The organism is Hymenobacter sp. UYCo722 (genome assembly GCF_040547115.1).
Taxonomy (GTDB): Bacteria; Bacteroidota; Bacteroidia; order Cytophagales; family Hymenobacteraceae; genus Hymenobacter.
Genome location: NZ_JBEPPC010000006.1, coordinates 1 through 20,146, shown reverse-complemented (window position 1 = coordinate 20,146; position 20,146 = coordinate 1). Strand labels below are relative to the sequence as shown.

At 62.2% G+C, this 20,146-nt stretch carries 14 protein-coding genes; 5 read left to right on the top strand and 9 right to left on the bottom strand.

What is annotated here, in order from left to right:
- Nucleotides 1-113: 113 nt before the first annotated feature.
- The 4 genes from ABIB44_RS14445 to ABIB44_RS14430 form a co-directional block, all read right to left on the bottom strand.
- Entirely contained in the window at nucleotides 114-1,061 is a 948-nt protein-coding gene (locus ABIB44_RS14445; RefSeq protein ID WP_354585358.1) for an AEC family transporter, read from the bottom strand.
- Between the two features lie 115 nt (nucleotides 1,062-1,176).
- Nucleotides 1,177-4,281, bottom strand: coding sequence for a TonB-dependent receptor domain-containing protein (locus ABIB44_RS14440; protein WP_354585357.1), 3,105 nt, complete (start codon nucleotides 4,279-4,281; stop codon nucleotides 1,177-1,179).
- 69 nt (nucleotides 4,282-4,350) lie between these two features.
- Nucleotides 4,351-5,388, bottom strand: a complete 1,038-nt coding sequence (locus ABIB44_RS14435) for a FecR family protein (protein WP_354585356.1) — start codon at nucleotides 5,386-5,388, stop codon at nucleotides 4,351-4,353.
- Between the two features lie 194 nt (nucleotides 5,389-5,582).
- The gene (locus ABIB44_RS14430) at nucleotides 5,583-6,185 is read right to left on the bottom strand and encodes an RNA polymerase sigma factor (RefSeq protein ID WP_354585355.1); all 603 of its coding nucleotides are present in this window, start codon (nucleotides 6,183-6,185) and stop codon (nucleotides 5,583-5,585) included.
- A 193-nt stretch (nucleotides 6,186-6,378) separates the two neighbouring features.
- On the opposite strand from ABIB44_RS14430, the gene fdhD reads away from it, so the two are divergent.
- From fdhD to ABIB44_RS14415, 3 genes are all read left to right on the top strand, one after another.
- Nucleotides 6,379-7,248 carry a formate dehydrogenase accessory sulfurtransferase FdhD gene (gene fdhD / locus ABIB44_RS14425; protein WP_354585354.1) on the top strand — a complete coding sequence of 290 codons (870 nt, stop codon included), beginning with the start codon at nucleotides 6,379-6,381 and terminating at the stop codon, nucleotides 7,246-7,248.
- Nucleotides 7,249-7,358: 110 nt separating this feature from the next.
- Nucleotides 7,359-7,706: a DUF7009 family protein gene (locus ABIB44_RS14420; RefSeq protein ID WP_354585353.1), complete on the top strand. Its 348-nt coding sequence runs from the start codon at nucleotides 7,359-7,361 to the stop codon at nucleotides 7,704-7,706.
- 116 nt (nucleotides 7,707-7,822) lie between these two features.
- A complete protein-coding gene (locus ABIB44_RS14415) occupies nucleotides 7,823-10,411 on the top strand; it encodes an FdhF/YdeP family oxidoreductase (RefSeq protein ID WP_354585576.1) in 2,589 nt (862 codons plus the stop codon).
- Nucleotides 10,412-10,759: 348 nt separating this feature from the next.
- Here ABIB44_RS14415 and hemA read toward each other — a convergent pair whose 3' ends face one another.
- Complete coding sequence (gene hemA, locus ABIB44_RS14410) at nucleotides 10,760-12,031, bottom strand: glutamyl-tRNA reductase (RefSeq protein ID WP_354585352.1); 1,272 nt, start codon at nucleotides 12,029-12,031, stop codon at nucleotides 10,760-10,762.
- 253 nt (nucleotides 12,032-12,284) lie between these two features.
- Here hemA and ABIB44_RS14405 point away from each other — a divergent pair, with 253 nt between their 5' ends.
- The gene (locus tag ABIB44_RS14405; protein WP_354585351.1) at nucleotides 12,285-13,325 is read left to right on the top strand and encodes a DMT family transporter; all 1,041 of its coding nucleotides are present in this window, start codon (nucleotides 12,285-12,287) and stop codon (nucleotides 13,323-13,325) included.
- Between the two features lie 22 nt (nucleotides 13,326-13,347).
- On the opposite strand, the gene ABIB44_RS14400 is transcribed toward ABIB44_RS14405, so the two are convergent.
- Both ABIB44_RS14400 and ABIB44_RS14395 read right to left on the bottom strand, forming a co-directional pair.
- Entirely contained in the window at nucleotides 13,348-14,316 is a 969-nt protein-coding gene (locus tag ABIB44_RS14400; protein WP_354585350.1) for a lipid A deacylase LpxR family protein, read from the bottom strand.
- Between the two features lie 106 nt (nucleotides 14,317-14,422).
- A complete protein-coding gene (locus tag ABIB44_RS14395) occupies nucleotides 14,423-14,965 on the bottom strand; it encodes a hypothetical protein (protein ID WP_354585349.1) in 543 nt (180 codons plus the stop codon).
- A gap of 493 nt (nucleotides 14,966-15,458) precedes the next feature.
- On the opposite strand from ABIB44_RS14395, the gene ABIB44_RS14390 reads away from it, so the two are divergent.
- Entirely contained in the window at nucleotides 15,459-15,818 is a 360-nt protein-coding gene (locus ABIB44_RS14390; RefSeq protein ID WP_354585348.1) for a hypothetical protein, read from the top strand.
- A gap of 151 nt (nucleotides 15,819-15,969) precedes the next feature.
- On the opposite strand, the gene ABIB44_RS14385 is transcribed toward ABIB44_RS14390, so the two are convergent.
- Both ABIB44_RS14385 and carB read right to left on the bottom strand, forming a co-directional pair.
- Complete coding sequence (locus tag ABIB44_RS14385) at nucleotides 15,970-17,007, bottom strand: quinone-dependent dihydroorotate dehydrogenase (protein WP_354585347.1); 1,038 nt, start codon at nucleotides 17,005-17,007, stop codon at nucleotides 15,970-15,972.
- A 137-nt stretch (nucleotides 17,008-17,144) separates the two neighbouring features.
- Nucleotides 17,145-20,146: carbamoyl-phosphate synthase (glutamine-hydrolyzing) large subunit (gene carB, locus ABIB44_RS14380; RefSeq protein ID WP_354585346.1), on the bottom strand; the 3,002-nt coding region annotated here is incomplete at its 5' end.

Sequence of the window (20,146 nt, the reverse complement as noted above, 5' to 3'; positions counted from 1 at the left end):
TCATTGAATGGAATGAATTACTACTGCGGTAGAGATGCTTCGACTGCGCTCAGCATGACGTTCCTTTTGCTCATTGCTCATTGCTCATTGCTCATTGCTCATTGCTCATTGCATTAGTGTAGCCACCAGCCCAGCAGGGCCAGTAGCGGAAGCGAGAGCGGAATGCCCAAGCCTACCATTTGGGCGGCCAGGGGTGGGTCGAGGCCGTAGCGGTCGGCAATGACGGCGGCCGTGTTCATGGGGCCAATGGCTGCTCCCAGCAGGCACAGGTCCACGGCCGGGCCGTGCTGCTGGGCCACGCCCACGTACAAGGCCCACACCACCAGCGGGGCCAGTAGCAGCTTGTAGCCCAGGCCCCAGGCCAGCATCTGTCCCCGCCCGGCCGGCACCCGGAACTGCAGTTGCATACCCACCGACAGCAAGGCCACTACCGGAAACGGCGCGCTGAGCTTCTCCAGCACGCCGCGCACCAGCGCCGGGTGCCGGTAGCCCACGGCCTGGGCCACCAGCGCCGCCACGAAGGCGAGAAATGGCGGAAACCCCATCAAATTGGCCCCAATACCCCGCCACGAAGGACGGGCCGCGCCATACCACGAGGCCACTACCACCCCCAGCGTGACGGACACCAGCACTGAGCCCGCCAGGCTCATCACCAGGCCCAGCTCAAGGCCCTGCTTGCCGTAGAGCGCCTCGAAAATGGGGAACCCCACAAACGAGACGCTGCTGATGCCGCCCGTCAGAATTAGGGCCCCCACGGTGCCGCGCGCCAGCCGGAGCTGCCGCCCCAGCGCCGCGAAAAACAGCCAGCCCACCCCAAAAATCAGCCAGGGCATGAGCATTGGCAGCAAAAACCGTTGGTCGAACCGCGCCTCGGCCAGGTGCAGAAACGTAAGCGCCGGCAGCAGCAGCACAATAATGAGTTGATTGAGCACCGCGTGCGCCCCCGAGGGCACCAGCTGCGCGCGCCGCAACAGTGCCCCCGCCCCCAAACACACCAGCAGCAAAACGAGGTTGGCCATGTGCGCGGGCGATGGGGTGGTGATGTGATAAAGAACGGTCATGCCGAGCGCAGCCGAAGCATCTCGCCCGCTTTGTTGCGATAGTAAATTATTTACTGCTGCACGCGAAGTGCCTTGGCTGCGCTCGGCATGGCGGACTTCATCACCCCATCACTCCCTAGAACGTCACCGTCGCATTCGCATAGTAGTAGGCCCCGTTGAAGCCGAACTGCGCCGCGTTGCGGGTGTAGGGAATTTCGCCGTTGGAGTAGCTGCCGAAGCGAGTGGCGTCCACCTTGTCGGGGTACACGTTGAACAGGTTGTTACCGCCTACCGTCAGCGACAGCACTCGGGCCGGCGTGTACACCAGGGCCAGGTCAATCAACGTTTTGCCGCGGAATTCCTGGCTGATATGGGGCACGTAGGTGGTGGTGGTCACGCCCCCAACGGTGGTGCTGCGGTTGGCTGGCTTCTCATAAGCCGTCACCGGCCCGAAGTACGAGGCGCGGGGCGTGATGCTGAACTTGCCCATCGTGTAGGTGACCGAGCCCAGTACTTTCTGGCGGGGCTGGGCGCGCTCAATCAGGCCAATGCTCACGGTGTCAATCAGCAGAATGCGGTTGGCGGTGCCGGCCTGCAGGGCGGCGGGCGTGGCACTGGTGTTCACGATGTTAGTGGCATTCAAAGTGAAGGCCAGGCTGGCCGTCAGGCGGCTGCGCTCACTGAAATCGGTCTTGTACGTCGTCACGAAATCGATGCCGCGGGTGCGGGTGTTGATGGCATTCGTGAAGAAGCGGATTTCGCTGATGTTGGCGAACTCCGGCGTTTGCAGGGCCTTGATGTCGGACTTAACCAGGCGCTCGCTGTCGATGATGCGGTCCCGGATATCAATCTGATAAGCGTCCACAGTCAGCAGCAGGTGCTCGCCGAGCTGGGCGGCCACGCCGGCGCTGTAGTTCCACGAGGTTTCGGCCTTGGGGGCGGCCACGCCCAGCGGAATCAGGCGGGCGTCGTTGTTGCGCAGCTGTTTGGTTTGCACAATGGCTCCGCCCTGTACCGTCGAAGTCGACACGCTGTTAAACGTCTGCTGCAGTGAGGGGGCGCGGAAGCCCCGGTTCACGGAGCCGCGCAGCGAAATGCCTTCCGTAATCTTGTAGCGGCCGGCAAACTTGCCCGACACGTTGCTGCCGAAGTCGGAGTAGTTTTCGTAGCGCAGGGCCGTGGTCAGAAGCAGGCGCTCGGTCAGGTCACTTTCGAGGTCCACGTACACGCCGATGTTGCTGCGGGTGGCGTTGGTGGCGTCCTCGGGCGCGATGCCCGGCCGGCCGCTGGAGCCCGTGGCCTTAGCCGTGCGGGCCGGCATGCCGTTCATGGCAGGTGCCGCCCCCGCCAGTGGGCCCACGAAGTACGACTCGGGGCTGCCTTCCTTCAGAATGAACTGGTCGACGCGGTACTGCGTGCCCAGGGCAATGTTGAACGACTTGGTGCCGAACAAGCCGGCGTAGTTGCGGCTCACGTTCACCTCGCTGGTGCTCTGCCCGAAGGCACTGCGGCCCACGTAGAAATCGGTGGGCGAGGCCGCGCCCATTGAGGGATTGGCCGACTTGTTCACGAACAAATCGAGGTAGTTGTAGCCGTAGCCAGTGCTGAAATCGAGGTTCCAGCCGCCGGCCAGCTTGCGGCTCAGGCCCACCACGGCCGAGTAGTCGTCGGAGCGGCCGGGCAGGTCGGGCAGGTAGCCGTTGGGCTGAATGGGACTGTAGTTGACGTTGTTGGGCTGGGCATTGCGGAAAAAGCCGTAGGCCAGAATGTCCTTGCGCGAGTAGCCGCCGAAGCTGTACACCGCCCATTTCGACGCCCCAATGGGCATGCTCAGGTTGTAAAAACCCTGGTAGATATCGGCCCGGTTGCTGCCGTAAACCCCCACCTTAAAGGGCGTGCCTACCGATGGGTACACGCCCCCTTTAGCGCGGGCGCTATTCTCGGCCGCAATCTGGGCATCGGTTGGGTTAGGGTTGGCCGCAGTCAGGGCCGGGAAAGCCGTATAGATGCCGCCCCGGTAGTAATCGGAGCGATTGGTCTGGCTCTGGTGCTGGTATTGCAGGGTGAAATTGACATAGCCGGGGTTGGTTTTGCCCAGCTTGATGCCGTAGTTGGCCCCGGCCAGGTATTGCGCGCCGTCGCCTTCCCTGGTGATGCCGTACTGCACCTTGGCCGTGCCCACGCCGGTGCTTTTGTTCAGGCCCAGGTTGATGACGCCGGCAATGGCGTCGGAGCCGTACTGGGCGGCCGCGCCGTCGCGCAGCACCTCAATCCGCTCGATGGCCAGCGACGGGATGGCGTTCAAATCCGTCACCACCGTGCCCGCGCCCACGGTCACGTTCAGGTTCAGGGCCGAAAACTGGTGGCGGCGCTTGCCGTCCACGAGTACCAGCACCTGGTCGGGCGAGAGGCCGCGCAGGCTGGCCGGGTCGGCGTAGTTGGCCACGCCGTTCACGCCGGTTTTAGCCGAGTTGAAGGAGGGCGAGTTGAATTGCACCTGCTGGCCCAGGTCGGTCTGGCCGGTCAGTTGCAACTCTTTGGCATTGAGCACGTCCACGGGCATGGGGCGCTCCACGTCGGTGCGGGGCAGGCCACGCGAGCCCACCACCACCACGTCGCTCAGGTCGGTGGCGCTGGCTGTCAGGCGCACGTCGAAGGTCGTGCGCTCGCCCACGGCCAGCGTTTGGCTCTTATAGCCCACGGCCGAAATCACCAGCGTGGCCCCCGGCTGCACATTCAGCGCGAAGCGGCCGTCGCTATCGGTGCCGGTGCCGTTGGTGGTGCCCTGCTCCAGCACCGTCACGCCGGGCATGCCCGCGCCGTTCTCATCCAGCACCCGCCCCTTGATGGGAATGCCGGCCCGTACGCCGCCGGCCGCCGGGGCCAGCAGAATGCCGCTGCTCACTACCTCATACTGAATGCCCAGCGGCAGCAGCAGCGATTGCAGCACCCCGCTCAGGGGTTCCTGGGTGGCGGCTACGCTCACGCGCCGGCCCGCGCCAATCAGCTGCTGGCTGTAGAGGAAGCGGATGTTCACCTGACCCTCGATGCTGGCCAGCACGTCTTTTATGGGCTGGCCCTCCAGGCGTAGCGTTACGGGGCGGGTCAGCACGTCGCTGGTTCGAGCCCGGGCCGGGGCGGCCGGGGCCGCCTCGGCGGGGGCGGTAGCCAGCAGCGAGGCCAACAGGGCTACGGAAAGCGGCCGCGCTGCCACGCGGTAAAAGCGGAAAAACTGCGTCATGAGAAGAAGTATGAGTGGTGGGAGTTGGCGTGAAAAGCGGGGGCAGAGTTCGGGGTAGGGTAGGAGAAATTACTTGCTTTGGCAGCCAGTGCTGCGGAAAATAATGGCGGTGTCGGTTCGCTCATAGCGGGCCCCCAGCGCGCGGCTCAGCAAATCGAGCTTTTCAAAGAGCGTTTCAGTTCCGAAGTGCAGCGTCACGGTGCAGCCGGCCAGGGCGGCCCCGTCGTAGCGGATGGGCACGCCGTAGCTGGCCTCCAGGCTACGCAGCACTGCCGTCACGGCTTGCTCCTCAAACGTCAGCGTTTGCGGGGCCAGCAGCACGGGCTGCGGTACCAGCACTGGCCGCAGGGCGGGCGCGGCCGGCTGGTAGGTTACTTCCTGGTTGGGCCGCAGCACCACGGCGGCCTGCGGGGGCGTGGGCTGGCCGGCCCGCGCCTGCACCCGCACGCGGCCGGTGCGTACCCGCACCGTGGCAGCCCCTTGGCCCGGCACTGCCCGCACCCCGAAGCTGGTACCCAGCACCGTCGTTTCGAGCTTGTCGGTGAGCACCCGGAACGGGTGGCCGGCGTCGTGAAATACCTCGAAAAAGGCTTCGCCTTCGAGCTGCACCACGCGTTGCGCCCCCGTGAAGCGAGCAGGGTAGCGCAGCTGCGCGCCGGGCTGCAGGGTCACGGTGCTGCCATCGGCCAGGGCCAGGGGTAGGGCGTGTGCATGTAGGTTGCGGGCCGTGAGGGTGCCATCGGCCTGCAGCCCAATGAGTAATTGGTCGGCGGTGGGGGCCTGCTGCGCCACGGTGCCCGCGGGTGGCAGTACAAACAGGCCCTGCCGCACCGCCCCCAGGCCCAGGCTCAGCAACACGACGGCCGCGGCTGCCCAGCTCATGCCGGTGCGGTGCCGGGGGCGTACCTGCGGCTGCGGCCGGGGCCGCGTCCGCCGCTGAATCTGCTCCCAGCTCCGAGCCCTTGCCGCTGCCTGCTCGGCCGGCGTGAGGTCGGGCCGGGGCATGTCGCGGGCCTCGTACCACTGGTCCACCGTCCAGGCTTCGCCTTCGGTGGTGTCGTGGTCGAGGTAGCGCTTCAGTAAATCGGCGAGGTAAGAGGGCTTCATGCGGGGCCGGCCCGGAAGGGGGCTTTTCCTGTAAGTCGGCCCACGGCAGCTTTACCCTGGTGAGGCAGGAAAACTTTTTTGCGCGTCGAAATCAGCAGCGTTTTTTATTCCAATGAGCACCGCCGCCACGGCACGGCGCGGCGCGGTTATTTCGGGGCGTTCCCTATTTCGCGAGGAATATGCCCACCATTGGCCTACGCCCCCAGGCCCGTCAGCAGCACCAGCCCCAGCAGAAACTCGCGCAGGTAGCCGCGCATCAGTTTCAGCGAGCGGGCCAGGTGGTACTCTACGGTTTTAGCCGAAACCTGCAAATGGGCCGCAATTTCGGGCACCGTGCGGTGTTCGAGGCGGCTGAGGCGAAATACCTTCTGGGCGTGGGCCGGGAGCTGGCGCACGCTGGCGTCGAGGGCGGCGTGCAGGTCGGCGGCGGCTACGGTTTCTTCGGTGCCGTGGTCGGCGCGGGGCGGCGGGGTAGCGGCGTGGGCCTGGCGCACTAGGCGCGCCCGGATGCTGTCGATGAGGCGGTACTTGAGGGCCGCGAACAGGTAGGGCTTCAGTTGCTGAATGTCGGCGGAGTGGCGCTTGTGCCAGAGGGCCACAAACAGGTCCTGCACAATTTCTTCGGCCTCGTGCGGGCAGCCCAGCTTGCGGCCAGCGTGCGCGTGCAGGGCATCCCAATACCGCTCGTAGATGGCGGCGAAGGCGGCGGTATCATCCAGCGACAGCGCGCGCAGCAGGGCCGCGTCGTCGCGCGCCGCTAGCGGCGGCGGGTTGGCGGAGGACGAAAGCGGGCGCACGCGCATCGAAACCGGGTGGGATGAGCTGGCCGCGCCAACGCGCAGCCGGGGAAGAGGAGAGCAAGCAGTGCGTCTGGGGCCGGCTCAAAATCAGGAGCCTGCCCGAACACGCCATCCAATGTACTGTTTATTTGGGACATATTCGAGCCCGATTTTCGGCCGGCTCGTTTCAGCACTGACCAACTACCCACGCATGAACCCCAGCATTCTGCTACCCGCCGCCAGCTACGAATTTGCCACCATTCAGAAAGTGAGCGGTGCCGGCCCGCCCGTGCCCGCCTCCGACCAGCTGGCCGCTGAGGAGCCGCTCGAAATCCGGGTGGGCTTCGAAGTCGATGGCCAGCGCACGCACCGCACCCTGTCCGTAACCATGCGCACCCCCGGCCACGACGAGGAGCTGGCCGCCGGCTTCCTGCTCACCGAAGGCATCATTCACGCCAAAGCCGACCTGCTCGGCATCATTCCCTGCCCCGACGTGCAAAAGGCCGAAGAAGCCGGCAACGTGGTGCGTGCCGAGTTGGCGGCCCACGTCAAAGTTGATTTTGCGGCCATGGAGCGGCATTTCTACACCAGTTCCAGCTGCGGGGTGTGCGGCAAAACCAGCATCGACGCCGTGCGTACCACCTCCTGCCCCATGCTGCCCGCCACCGGCCCGCACCTGCGCTACGACGTGGTGCACCAGCTGCCCGACAAGCTGCGCGCCGCCCAGGCCGGCTTCGAGCAAACCGGCGGGCAGCACGCCTCGGCCCTCTTCACGCCCGAGGGCGAGCTGCTGCTGCTGCGCGAAGACGTGGGCCGCCACAATGCCCTCGACAAGGTTATCGGGGCGGCGCTGCTGGCGGGCGAGCTGCCGCTGCACCAGCATATCTTACTGGTGAGCGGGCGAGTCAGCTTCGAGCTGGTGCAAAAAGCCGCCGCTGCGGGCATCGGGATTTTAGCTGCTGTAGGTGCGCCGAGCAGCCTGGCTATTCAGGCGGCCGAAAGCTTCGGGATGACGGTCCTGGGTTTTGTGCGCAACGAGCGGTTCAACATCTACAGCCACGGCTGGCGGCTGGGGGCGTAAACGCCCCGCATGGTTGCTGTGGCAGCGGCGGGGAGAAGTTCTGTCAGAAACTTGCTCAATAGCTATAGTTTGGCAACGGCTTCGGCCGTCAGCCGTTTAACTTTCCAGTCATGAAACTCCGCATCGAAGACGATACTCTGCGCCTGCGCCTCTCCCAGGGCGAATTAGATGAGTTTGCTCAGATGGGCCGCGTAGAAGGAGCCGTGCACTTCGGCCTCAATCCTGCTCAGCGCCTTACCTACGCGCTGGAGCGCGGCTCCGAGCCCGCCCAAACCCTGCCCGAGGCCGAGCCCGTGCAGGTACACTACGAGCCGGGTGCCCTGACGGTACTGGTGCCGTTTGCGCTGGCCAAAACCTGGGTCGAAACCGACCAGAATGGCTTTTCTCACCTCCTGCCGCTAGCTGAGAACCAGCATCTGCGTATTCTGGTTGAGAAGGACCTGGACTGCCGACATTAGGGATTTGTGAGTTTTGAACTACAGGTAATGAGGAGGCCGATACGATGAACTATTGGCCACCGCTATTCTCCAAATTCAACTCATAATTTATAATTCAAAACTCACAATTAGAAATGATGGAAGATTCCCCTCAAACCGACCCCAGTAAGGCTGGCAAAACCGATGAGCAGCTGGCCAAGCATGCCCCCACCAGCGGCGAGCGCCCCGACCAGGGCCACGCTCCGGTAGCCGACCACGAAATTCCGAACGCCGATAATCCTACCAAAGCCATGCACGAAGCCAGCGCCGGTACCCCGCCCGCCGAAGAGCACGTTCCGGCCCCGCCCACCATGGAGGCCAAGTACCTGCACCCCATTCTGGCCCAGCCGCCCGAGGCCCTCACCGGCCTGCGGCTGGAAGGACGTGAAAAGGTAGCGGCTGGCGTCACGGCCGTTATCAAATCCATGCAGTTCAGCTGGAGCGAGGGCGGCGTAGGACGCGGCACCAAGGCGCTGCTGGGCCTGAACCAGAAGAACGGGTTCGACTGCTCTAGTTGCGCTTGGCCCGACCCCGACGAGCACCGCTCGATAGCCGAGTTCTGCGAAAACGGAGCCAAAGCCACCGCCTCCGATGCTGATGACAAGGCCGCTGGTCCCGAGCTATTTGCTCGTCACAGCCTGGCCGAGCTCTCGCGCCTCACCGACCGCGACCAGAACAACACCGGCCGCCTCACCCATCCCATGGTGAAGCGACCCGGCGACAACCACTACTCGCCCATTGCCTGGCCCGATGCGTTTGACCTTATTGCCAAGGAGCTGAACGCCTGCAAAACGCCGGATGAAGCCGTGTTCTACACCTCGGGCAAGATTCCGAACGAGCCGGCCTTTCTGTTCCAGCTCTTCGTTCGTGAGTACGGCACCAACAACCTGCCCGACTGCTCCAACATGTGCCACGAGAGCAGCGGCTCGGCCCTGAGCCCCACGCTGGGCCTGGGCAAAGGCTCGGTTACGCTGAATGATATTCACGAGGCCGAGGTCATCCTCATCATCGGCCAGAACCCGGGCACCAACCACCCGCGTATGCTTTCGGCCCTGCAAGCGGCCAAGCGCAACGGGGCCAAAATTATCAGCATCAACCCGTTGATTGAAGCTGGCCTCGTCGCCTTCAAAAACCCCCAGGATTTCATGAACCCGCTGCGGGCGCTGGGCGCGCTTATGGGCGACGGCACGCAGCTCACGGATGTGTTTCTGCAAGTGCGCGTGGACGGCGACATGGCCCTGCTGCGCGGCATCATGAAGCACCTGTTCGAGGCCGAGGACCTGAACCCCGGCCAAGTGGTGGACCGCAGCTTTGTGGCCGAATTCACCGAAGGCTTCGACTCGTTCGAGCAGAACATTCGCAACACGAGCTGGGAGGAAATTGAGGAAATCAGTGGCATTAGCCGCGTCCAGCTGCTGGAAGCGGCCAACATCATTGCCCACAAGCAGAAAATCATTACTTGCTGGGCCATGGGCGTTACGCAGCAGCGCAAGGGCGTCGAAACGATTCAGGAAATCGTGAACCTGCACCTCATGAAGGGGGCCATTGGCAAGCCCGGTGCGGGCACTTGCCCGGTGCGCGGCCACTCCAACGTGCAGGGCGACCGCACAATGGGCATCTGGGAGCGGATGCATGCTCCCTTCCTCGATGCGCTGGAAAAAGAGTTCAAGTTCTCTGCTCCGCGTGAGGACGGCCTCGACGTGGTGGAAAGCCTCAAGGCCATGCACGCGGGCAAAACCCGGGTGTACTTTAGCCTGGGCGGCAACCTGCTGGCCGCCGGCCCCGATACCGAGTTTATCGCCGAAGCAATGCGCAAGCAGAAGCTGACCGTGTTTGTGGGCACCAAGCTCAACCGTGGCCACCTCACCACCGGCGAAACCAGCCTGTTGCTGCCCACTTTCGCCCACGTCGATATCGACATGCAGAAGAGCGGCCATCAGATGACCAGCTGCGAAAACTCGATGGGCGTGGTGAGCCAGAATAAAGGCATCCTGGTGCCGCTCGATGGCGACCAGCTTAGCGAAGTAGCCATCATCAGCGGCATGGCCATTGCCACGCTCGGCGACAAAACCAAGACCAACTGGGTGGCCATGACCGAGAATTACGACGTAATTCGGGATTCTATTAGCCGCGTTATCCCCGGCTTCGAGGATTTTAATAAGAAGCTGCGGGAGCCCGGGGGATTCTACCTGCCCAACGGCCCACGCGAGCGCAAATTCACGACTAAGGATGGCAAGGCCCACTTCAGCACCACCACGCTGGAGAAGTACGAAGTCGAGCCCGACCAACTCATTCTGATGACCGTGCGCTCACACGACCAGTTCAATACCACAATTTACGAGTATAACGACCGGTACCGCGGCATCCACGGCGAGCGTCGCGTGTTATTCATGAACCCGGCCGACATGGCCACTCGAGGCATCAAAGCCAAGGACCTCATCGACATCACCAGCCACTTCCAGGGCGAGGAACGCACCGTGGAGAAGTTCGTGGCCGTGCCCTATGACATTCCGAAGGGCAACGTGTCGGCCTACTTCCCCGAGGCCAACCCACTGGTGCCCATCACCAGCGTGGCCAAGGTGAGCAACACGCCCACCTCGAAATACGTGGTGGTGACGGTGGTGCCCACGGCCGTGAACAACGACAAGCGCATCAAGCAGCGGGAGAAGATGATGGAGCAGGTGTAGCCCTGCCGGCTGGTTTCCCTCTCCCTGGCTTCCCTAGGGCAAGGGAAACCAGTTTGGCGCTAATTTCAAGGTAAAAGAGCCTCGTGCAATTGCGCGAGGCTCTTTTTATGAAGCGGTTTAGGAAATCAGAAGAACAGCCAAGCTGAGCTTGTCGAAGCATCTCTACCGCTTCGTATGCGACGTTCGACGAAACAGTAGAGATGCTTCGACAAGCTCAGCATGACGGAATGATTGATTCTAGCGACTTTCTGAACAGCTTCTGTGTCAAAATTCGTTGGGCATAAGCCACGTTTGCCGCTTTACAAGGGGAGGAGGTATATCCCATAGTGGCCCCGTGGGTTGTCGGCATCAAGCCGTTTCGCCCGTCTTCTCCAAATCGAATAATTCTCCCAGTAACTCTACCAGCTGGCCGCCGTCGTCGCGCTTGCAAGCGGCTTTGAGCTGGAGCACGTGCTGCTTGAGAATCTTCTGCATCAGCGAGCGGGTGGCTTCGTCGAGCAGCTTGCTTTCGGCGGGGGTAGCCTTTTTCTGGAAGCGGTCGAGCTCTTCCTGACGCAGCTGCTCCAGGCTGGCTTTCATCTTCTGAATGAGCGGCGAAACCATCATTTCTTTGGCCCAGTCATTCAGGCTGGCAATGCTTTCGGCGATGATGGCCCGCACCTGCGGCACGGCGGCCAGGCGGGTTTGCAGCGCGGCCGAAGCCTTGCTCTGGATGGCATCGATGTTGTAGACCAGTACGCCGGGCACCTGCTCCACATCGGCCGCGATGCTGCGGGGCACGCTCAGGTCAATCAGAAACTTGAAGCTGAGGACGTCGAGGTTTTCGGCCAGCTCGCGGGTAAAGAATGGCTCGGCGCGGTTGATGGAGGAAATGATGATGTCGGCTTCCTTGAGAGCAGGCACCAAGTCTTCAAAATCCACGATGCGCATCCCGCATTCTTCGGCCAGCGCCTCGGCTTTGGCGCGGGTGCGGTTGCAGAGCACCACTTCGCCAAATGCTTTGCTGGCCGACAAATGGCGGCACACATCGGCTCCGATTTCGCCCAGCCCAACCACCAAAACCTTGGGGTTGGCCACGTCGGCGGTCAACTCTTCCACCAGCTCCAGGGCGGCGTAGCTCACGGAAGCAGCCCCATCGCGGAAGCTGGTTTCGGTTTGCACGCGCTTGTTAGTAAAGAAAACCGTGTGCAGCAGGCGGTGCAGAAAGGGGCCGGCGGCATCAGCATCGGCGGCCCATTGGTAAGCCGTTTTCACCTGGTTGCTGATTTGCAGGTCGCCCACTACCTGGGCTTCAAGGCCCATGGCCACTTCGAAAAGGTGACGCACGGCCGCATCGGCATCGGGCAGCAAGTCGAAATAGGGCAGGAACTGGCCGATGTCGGCCCGGTCTTTCAGTTCGCCAAGGGCGAGGATGATTTCGCGGCTGCGGTCGTCCTCGGCGGCGTAGTACACCTCGGTGCGGTTGCAGGTGCTCAGCACGAGCAGGTCGGATAGACCCAACTCCTGATGCAGCGTATTCAGGAAGCGGCGGCAGGCGGCCTCGTCCAGCGAAAGCAGCTCGCGGATGGCAAGCGGGGCTTTCTTGAAGGAGAGGCTAACGGCCTTGAACGGATGCGACATAGATATACTCGGCACGAAACCGGACTACAAAAATACGGTAGGATTTCGGTACGGTATCATAACAGTCCGGGGATAAGTAGGGTTCGAGGGGAAAGATGACGAATATCAGGGGACGAAACGCGCTCAACGGCCCCTGCGCTTCCCGCCCGGGCCACACCTGACAAAAATCAGGTTGGAAAAAAAGTGGCCGCGGCGAAATAGCACCGATGTGCCGGCCCGAAGCCGCCGTGCGACGCCCACGTACCTTTGCGGCATGTCGCTGAAAACTCCTCCTGCCGCTACGCCTTCACTCGTGCCTCGCCCCGCTAAAGTTGCTTCGGGCGGCGGCGCGGCGGCCATCGGGGGCGGCCCCGACGAATCAGCTTCCCTCCAAGCCGCCGAGGCATTGGCCCTGGCCGCGCCGGCCGCCACCACGCCGCTGGCCTGGGCGCTGCTGATTGTGCTGGCCTGCATCTGGGGCACGTCGTTTATTCTGATGAAAAAGGGGCTGGTGGTGTTTTCGGCGCTGGAGTTGGGCGCTATTCGGGTGAGCGTGGCGGCGTTGCTGCTGCTGCCGTTTTCCCTGCGGCACGTGGGCAGCACCGACCGCAGCCGCTTCAAATGGCTGGCCCTGAGCGGGGTAGTGGGCACGCTGCTGCCGGCTTTTCTGTTCGCGTACGCGGAAACAAAACTGGCTTCGGGGCTGGCGGGGGTGCTCAATGCCCTTACGGCGGTGTTTACGCTGCTGGTGGGGGCGCTGCTGTTTGGGCAGCGGCTCACGGGCTTGCGGGTGCTGGGCATCGGGCTGGGGCTGGTGGGCACGGTCGTCATGCTGCAACTCGGCGGCAGTGGCGGCGATGCTACCCCCGCCGGCGAGGGCAACGCCTGGTATGGCGGCTACATTCTGTTCGCTACCATCGGCTACGGGCTGAGCGTGAACGTGATAAAATACAAGCTGGGGGGGATGACGCCGATAGCCGTGACGTCTATGCTATTGCTGCTCATTGGGGGGCCGGCGCTGGCGTTTCTGCTGCTGGGCACGGGCTTCGTGCACAAGCTAACCACCGCGCCGGGGGCCTGGACGGCCTTCGGCTACATCGCCCTGCTGGCCACCATGAGCACGGCCGTGGCCATGGTGCTGTTCAATAAGCTCATTCAGCAATCTACGGCGCTGTTTGCCTCCTCCAGCACCTACCTCATTCCCATCGTGGCACTGGCGCTGGGCGCGCTCGATGGCGAGGCGTTCAACGTCTGGCACTTCGTGGGCATGGTAGTCATTCTGGGCGGCGTGCTCATTATTCACCGGGCGAAGTAAGGTGCGGGGTTGGGGCCTTTCCTCAAAAGGCGGCCGTCGCGCTCAGTTGCCCCCAGCGGTGCGAGCGCGCGCCCGCAAACTCCGGCGAAATCCAGGTTGCGGTCGCTTCGAAACGCAGTCCGTTGTGCGCCAGCACTACCCCGCCGGAGTTGCGCAGCACCATCCGGCGTACGTTGGCAGCTGCCAGGGTGTAGGGGTCATCGGTGCGAAAAAGACTGCCTTGCAGCGTCGCATCGTAGCCGATTAGGCGGCCTGCCAGCGTGGCCTGGCCGTACAGCTGCCAGCTGCGCGAGCCCGCGCCGGCCCCGTCCGGGCTGGTAAAATAGGGGTTGAATTGCCCGGCGCGCAGGCGCAGGCCGGTACCGGCGTAGGTGTAGAGGGTGCCCAGCGAGGCCTCCGCGTCGGCTAGCAGCTCGGCGTGGCGGCCGGCGGCCAGTACCTGTTTTTCAAACGCCAGGTGATAGCCGATGATGGGGGCGTTGCGAATCTGGTAGTCCCAGCCGCGCGGCTCCGCATTTCCCGTGGCGCGATGGATGGCCGTTTGCAATTCCTTGCCGCCCGCTGCCGGGCCGATAAAGCCTATTTCGAGCGCCGTGGTCAGGCGCTGCTGGCGAACCAAGTGGTTGCTGGTTCGGAAAAACGATGCGTACAAATAGGCGGCATACGGCCGGTCGCCCACCCGAATAAACGCGTCCTGAATGCGGAGAGGCGTAAAACCATCGTAGCGCAGTGTGAGGCCGTGGCATTGCGTGCTGCCGCGCGGGCCGGCCGCCAGCAGGTGCCGCACGGGCAGCCGCGCCAGGGCCGGGTGTACCAGCGTGCCCGTCATGCCCTGCGTGAAATAGTAGTCGGTGCGGAAAAACAGGTCGTTGGCGTAGGTATAGCGCAGCAGCCGTCCGGGGCTAAGGGGCCGCAGGGTATCGGCCGGAGCAGGGGCGGCGTGGCTGGCGAGGCCGAATAATCCCAGAAACAGAAGGAACAGCAAGCGCATAGGTGGCCAGAGCTACGGATGTTTGGCGCGCCGGGATTGGAGCTGACTGGAAGTAAGGCTGTCATCCGGAGCTGGAGCAGGGTGGCAAGTACGGGCTTCCATCGCTTCACTCACTCACATAAGGCCACTCCTGAAACCGGGCGGGCAGGCCGGCGGCGCGGGCATTGCCGCGTACGTAGGCCAACAGGCGGATGAGCTCGGCGGCATCCTGCACGGCGTATTCGTGCCAGCCAACTTGCCAGAACTCGGCCTCGGGCGGGAGCTTGGGGCGCACCAGGCGGCGGCAGTTGGTGCCGGTGCGCAGGTGCAGCAGGTCGATGGCTTTGGCGAAGGAAAGCGGGCTGTCGTCGGGCAGCTCCAGCACAAGGTGGATATGGTTGGGCAAAATGGCGAAGCCGTGCACGCGGAAGCCGGTTTCTTCCAGCATCATTATTTCGCCGGCCAGCACCTCGGCCGTCTTCTCGTTTTCGAAGTAAGCCGGGCCGATGGGTGCGCGGTCGAGCACGGCATCGAACTTGGCAAAAAACTGCTTCTGGGCGCGGTGGTGGTCAGTGCCAGCTTCCTGGGCTTCGCGTAGGCTGGCTTTCAACTCGCGGCCAGTGGCTGCTGGCACGGTGCCATGCAGGCGGAAGGTGAGCAGGGAAAGCATATGAACGGCCGATGATGTGAAGACGCAATATCGTGCGTCTTGAACCCTGGACGGTAACCGTGAGTACGGCGCGGGACTAAGTGAGTAGTCAGAAGTAAGCAACAAGTGGCAAAACTTTATCGCATTGACAATCAGTATATTAACTCAAGACTAACTGCTAATCACTTATGACTTACTACCTAATCGTTCAAGGATGAAGCGTACAATGGCGCTGCTCTACCCCATTATCGGCATGCCGTCAACTGTGACTTGCGGGTTCTTTGCAGCTTATAGTTTCGTTGCGGCCTGCTGGCGGGCATTCATTTGTCGGGGGCAGGCGCTGGTTTGGCGTCTACGAAACTCAACCCCTCAGCACGTTTCGTAAACTTTGAATCATAGACGAGTTTCTTAAACTCGTCCGGCCCTGCAGTAGCTTGCGGGCCTCTTGTTAGTGGGCTGTTGCTGGTGGTTCAATAAAGGGAGGATATCTTTCGTCTTTCACACAGGACTATTAATGGCGGCATTCTTCAGAAAGTATTGGTGGGGGCTGGGATTCGTGTTACTGCTATGGCTTGGTGGTTATTATTATGCTATTAAAAGCAATCAGGATGCCTTTGAGACACTTTTTCGCACGCCAGTGGTCGGCAAAATTCAAGCCCTTGAAACCACGAACAAAGGCTTCGCAGTGCGCGTGACCTTAACGGACTTCCACCGTTACCGCTTCTTTCCCGCCAAGCAAGAGGGAGGTGCAAGCGGGTTCATGGCAATGGCAGTTGTGGGCGACAGTCTACGAAAGCGCTCGCTCTCAGACACGTTGGTACTAGTTAAAAAGAACCGGGTGATGCGGTACACTTTCAAAAAAGTACTGTATTAACCCGGCCTCGCACCCCAAACGCAACTCGACGTTAGTTCACTCAAACGGTCGTTTTGCGAGATGCCTCGCCCGCCACGGATTCAGGCGGACCCAAACCCGGTCGACTGGCACTCCCTACCGTTGTTTTCCGTACCTACTATTGTGCGACCCCTTATCCTATTGGCACCAGGCTCTGGTTTATCCGGCTCACCAGCGCCGGTCCTTCATAAATGAACCCGGTGTAAAGCTGAATCAGCGAAGCCCCCGCGTCCAGCTTCTCCCGTGCATCGGCCGCCGAGTGAATGCCACCGGCACCGATAATCGGCAGCCCTCCGTCCGATTTTCGGTGCAGGTAGCGGATGACTTCGGTGGCCCGCGCCCGCAGCGGCTTGCCGCTCAGGCCGCCCGCGCCCAGGCTGGCTACGTAATCAGGCTCGGTGCTCAGGTTATCGCGACTGATAGTGGTATTCGTGGCGACGAGGCCGCTCAGGTTGGTTTCGCGGGCGATGAGCAGAATGTCGTCGAGCTGCGAATCCGTGAGGTCGGGCGCGATTTTGAGCAGCAGCGGACGCGGCACGGCGCGGGCCAGGTTTCGGGCCTGCACCTGCTGCAATAGCTCAATGAGGGGTTTTTTCTCCTGTAACTGGCGCAGGTTGGGCGTGTTGGGCGAGCTCACGTTCACCACAAAGTAATCGACTACCCCGGCCAAAGCCTCAAAGCCGGCCACATAATCAGCGGCGGCGTGCTCGTTGGGCGTGTCCTTGTTCTTGCCGATGTTGCCGCCGATGATAAGCTGGCGATTGCGCCGCCGGGCCAGCCGGGCCGCTACCACGGCTGCCCCGTCGTTGTTGAAGCCCATGCGGTTCACCAGCGCCTCGTCTTGCGGCAGCCGAAACAGGCGCGGCGTGGGGTTGCCGGGCTGCGGCCGGGGCGTCACGGTCCCAATTTCCACGAAGCCAAAGCCTAGCGTGGCCAGCTCATCGGTCAGGACCGCGTTCTTGTCAAACCCCGCCGCCAGGCCCACGGGGTTCGGGAATTTCAGCCCGAAAACCTCCCGCTCCAGGCTGGAATCCTGGAAATTATACAGCGTCCGCAACAGCGCTTTGGTACCCGGCATCCGCGCAGCACGGCGCAGATTATCGAAAACGAGGTGGTGGGCGCGCTCAGCGTCGAAGTTGAAGAGCAGGGGTTTGATGAGGGATTTATACACGGGCATCTGGGCCAAACGGTTGGTCGGGTTCAGTGAATAAGTTTTCGCGGTACAGGTATTTAGAATACTTGAATTTTAACATGCTCTCAATGCAAATATCAGGTCGGTGTACAGCCACGCGGACTGCAAAGTCCGCGCTACATCGCCTTATACTCATTCCAACTCTTAATCTTCAAATCCTCCATTCCCAGCGTGCAAAAGGCGCGGATGAATGCCTTGGCCAGCCGCGCATTCGTCAGCAATCCGACGCCTGAATCCACGGCCGTGCGGCGGATTTTGTAGTCGTTATCCAATTCGCCTTTCGAGAGATTTTTCGGGATGTTGATGACCAGGTCGATTTTCTTTTCCTTCAAATACGTTAGCACGTTGGGCTCCTGCATATCGTCGGGCCAGAAGAGGAGGCTGCTGGGCACGTTGTTTTCAGCGAAGAAGCGGTGGGTGCCCTGGGTGGCGTAAAGCTGGTAGCCGCGCTGCACCAGCAGCTTGCTGGCCGAGAGCAGCGCCACTTTCGACTGGAGGGGCCCGCCGGAAATGAGCACCGTTTTCGCCGGGATTTTGTAGCCCACGCTCAGCATCGATTTCAGCAGCGCTTCCTCGGCCGTGTCGCCCAGGCAGCCGACTTCGCCGGTGCTCACCATGTCCACGCGCAGCACCGGGTCGGCACCGGGCAGGCGGGTGAAGGAGAACTGCGGGGCCTTCACGCCCACGAAGGGCAGGTCGTAGACCCGCTCGCTTTCGTCGCGGGGTACTTGCTTGCCCAGCAGCACTTGCGTAGCCTTTTTAATGAGGTTGTTGCCCGATATTTTCGACACGAAGGGGTAGCTGCGCGAGGCACGCAGGTTGCACTCAATCACGCTGATGGCCCCATTTTTTTCCAGGAACTGAATGTTGAACGGGCCGCTGATTTCGTAGCGCTTGGCCACCTTTTCGGCAATGATTTTGAGCTTGCGGATGGTGCCCACGTACACCCGCTGGGGCGGGTAGTACATGGTGGCGTCGCCGGAGTGCACGCCGGCAAATTCGACGTGCTCGGAAATGGCGTAGCTCACGATTTCGCCCTGGTCGGCCACCGCGTCCAGCTCGATTTCCTTGGCTTCCTGCATGAATTCGGACACGACCACCGGGTATTCGGCGCTTACTTCCTTGGCGGCTTTCAAGAATTCTTCCAGCTCGAAGGCGTTGGAAACCACGTTCATGGCCGCGCCCGACAGCACGTAGCTCGGTCGGATGAGCACCGGGTAGCTCACTTCCCGCACGAACTCGTTCATGGCTTCCAGCGAGGTCAGCTCCTTCCAGCGCGGCTGGGCAATGCCCAGCTCGTCCATGATGCGGCTGAACTTGTGGCGGTTCTCGGCCTCGTCGATGTGCGCGGCCGTGGTGCCCAGAATAGGCGCGTGGGCTTCTTCGAGGCGCATGGCTAAGTTGTTGGGAATCTGGCCGCCGGTGCTCAGAATCACGCCGCCGGGCTGCTCGAAATCCAGGATGTCCAGCACCCGCTCGAAGCTCAGCTCCTCGAAGTAGAGCCGGTCACTCACGTCGTAGTCGGTCGAAACGGTTTCGGGGTTGTAGTTGATGAGGATGGTTTTGTAGCCCTCCTCGGCGGCCGTTTGCACGGCCTGCACGCCGCACCAGTCGAACTCGACCGATGAGCCGATGCGGTACACACCCGAGCCCAGCACTACGATGGACTTCGCGGTTTCGCGGGCCAGGTCGTGTTCGGTGCCGTGGTAGGTGGTGTAGAGGTAGTTGGTTTTGGCCGGGAATTCGGCGGCCAGCGTGTCAATCTGCTTCACTACGGGCAGCACGCCCAGGGCCTTGCGGCGGGCGCGCACGCGCAGCTCGTCGGCCTTCACGTCGCCCTCGCCCAGCAGCTGCACGGCAATCTGCTGGTCCGAAAAACCGGCTTTCTTTACCTCGCGCAACAGTTTGGTTTCCAAAGAATCCAGGCCCACGGCGCGGCCGGCGGCCAGCTGCTGGCCCAGCTCGAAAATGGTGTGCAGGCGCTGCAAAAACCAGTGGTCAATCTTCGTCAGCTGGTGCACCTGCTCCAGCGTGTAGCCGGCCTCGAAGGCGTTGTTGATGGCGAAGATGCGCTCCTCGTTGGGCTCGCTTAGGAGCTTATCGATGGTATCCTTTTCAATGTTTTCGGGCCGGTTGGCCACGAAGCCGCGCTTGCCGGTATCGAGCATGCGCAGGCCCTTCTGAATGGCTTCCTCGAACGATTTGCCGATGGCCATCACCTCGCCCACGCTCTTCATGGCCGAGCCAATCTGGCGGTTCACGCCCGAGAATTTGCCCAGGTCCCAGCGCGGCAGCTTCACCACCACGTAGTCGAGGGCGGGCTCGAAAAAGGCTGAAGTCGTCTGCGTGACGCTGTTTTTCAGCTCGGCCAGCGAATAGCCCAGGCTCAGCTTGGCGGCCACGAAGGCCAGCGGGTAGCCCGTGGCTTTTGAGGCCAGCGCCGACGAGCGCGAGAGGCGGGCATTCACCTCAATCACCCGATAATCTTCGGAAACGGGGTCGAGGGCGTACTGAATGTTGCACTCGCCCACAATGCCTAGGTGCCGGATGGTTTTGATGCCAATGCTGCGCAACTTGTGGTACTCGCGGTTGCTCAGCGTCTGCGACGGGGCCACCACGATGCTCTCGCCGGTGTGAATGCCGATGGGGTCGAAGTTCTCCATGTTGCAGACCGTGATGCAGTTATCAAACTGGTCGCGCACCACTTCGTATTCCACTTCCTTCCAGCCCTTCAGCGATTCTTCCACCAGAATCTGGTCCGACGTCGTGAACGCCTGCCGGGCCAGGGCCCGCAGCTCGTCCAGGTTGTTGGCGAAGCCGCTGCCCAGCCCGCCCAGCGCAAACGCGGCCCGCACGATGATGGGGAAGCCGATGGTTTCGCCAGCGGCCAGGGCCTCGGTCATGCTAGTGCAAGCCACGCTGCGGGCCGAGAGCACGCCAATCTGGTCGAGCTTGACCTTGAAAATTTCCCGGTCCTCGGTGTCGATGATGCTCTGCACGGGCGTGCCCAGCACCTGCACGTTGTACTGCTCGAACACGCCGGCGCGGTACAGGGCCACGGCGCAGTTCAGGGCTGTTTGGCCGCCAAAGGCCACCAGAATGCCATCGGGCCGCTCTT

Coding starts and splice junctions, on each gene's coding strand:
- ABIB44_RS14445 (WP_354585358.1), bottom strand. CDS start 1,061: ATGACCGTTCTTTATCACATCACCACCCCATCGCCCGCGCACATGGCC.
- ABIB44_RS14440 (WP_354585357.1), bottom strand. CDS start 4,281: ATGACGCAGTTTTTCCGCTTTTACCGCGTGGCAGCGCGGCCGCTTTCC.
- ABIB44_RS14435 (WP_354585356.1), bottom strand. CDS start 5,388: ATGAAGCCCTCTTACCTCGCCGATTTACTGAAGCGCTACCTCGACCAC.
- fdhD (WP_354585354.1), top strand. CDS start 6,379: ATGAACCCCAGCATTCTGCTACCCGCCGCCAGCTACGAATTTGCCACC.
- ABIB44_RS14420 (WP_354585353.1), top strand. CDS start 7,359: ATGAAACTCCGCATCGAAGACGATACTCTGCGCCTGCGCCTCTCCCAG.
- ABIB44_RS14415 (WP_354585576.1), top strand. CDS start 7,823: ATGGAAGATTCCCCTCAAACCGACCCCAGTAAGGCTGGCAAAACCGAT.
- hemA (WP_354585352.1), bottom strand. CDS start 12,031: ATGTCGCATCCGTTCAAGGCCGTTAGCCTCTCCTTCAAGAAAGCCCCG.
- ABIB44_RS14405 (WP_354585351.1), top strand. CDS start 12,285: ATGTCGCTGAAAACTCCTCCTGCCGCTACGCCTTCACTCGTGCCTCGC.
- ABIB44_RS14400 (WP_354585350.1), bottom strand. CDS start 14,316: ATGCGCTTGCTGTTCCTTCTGTTTCTGGGATTATTCGGCCTCGCCAGC.
- ABIB44_RS14395 (WP_354585349.1), bottom strand. CDS start 14,965: ATGCTTTCCCTGCTCACCTTCCGCCTGCATGGCACCGTGCCAGCAGCC.
- ABIB44_RS14390 (WP_354585348.1), top strand. CDS start 15,459: ATGGCGGCATTCTTCAGAAAGTATTGGTGGGGGCTGGGATTCGTGTTA.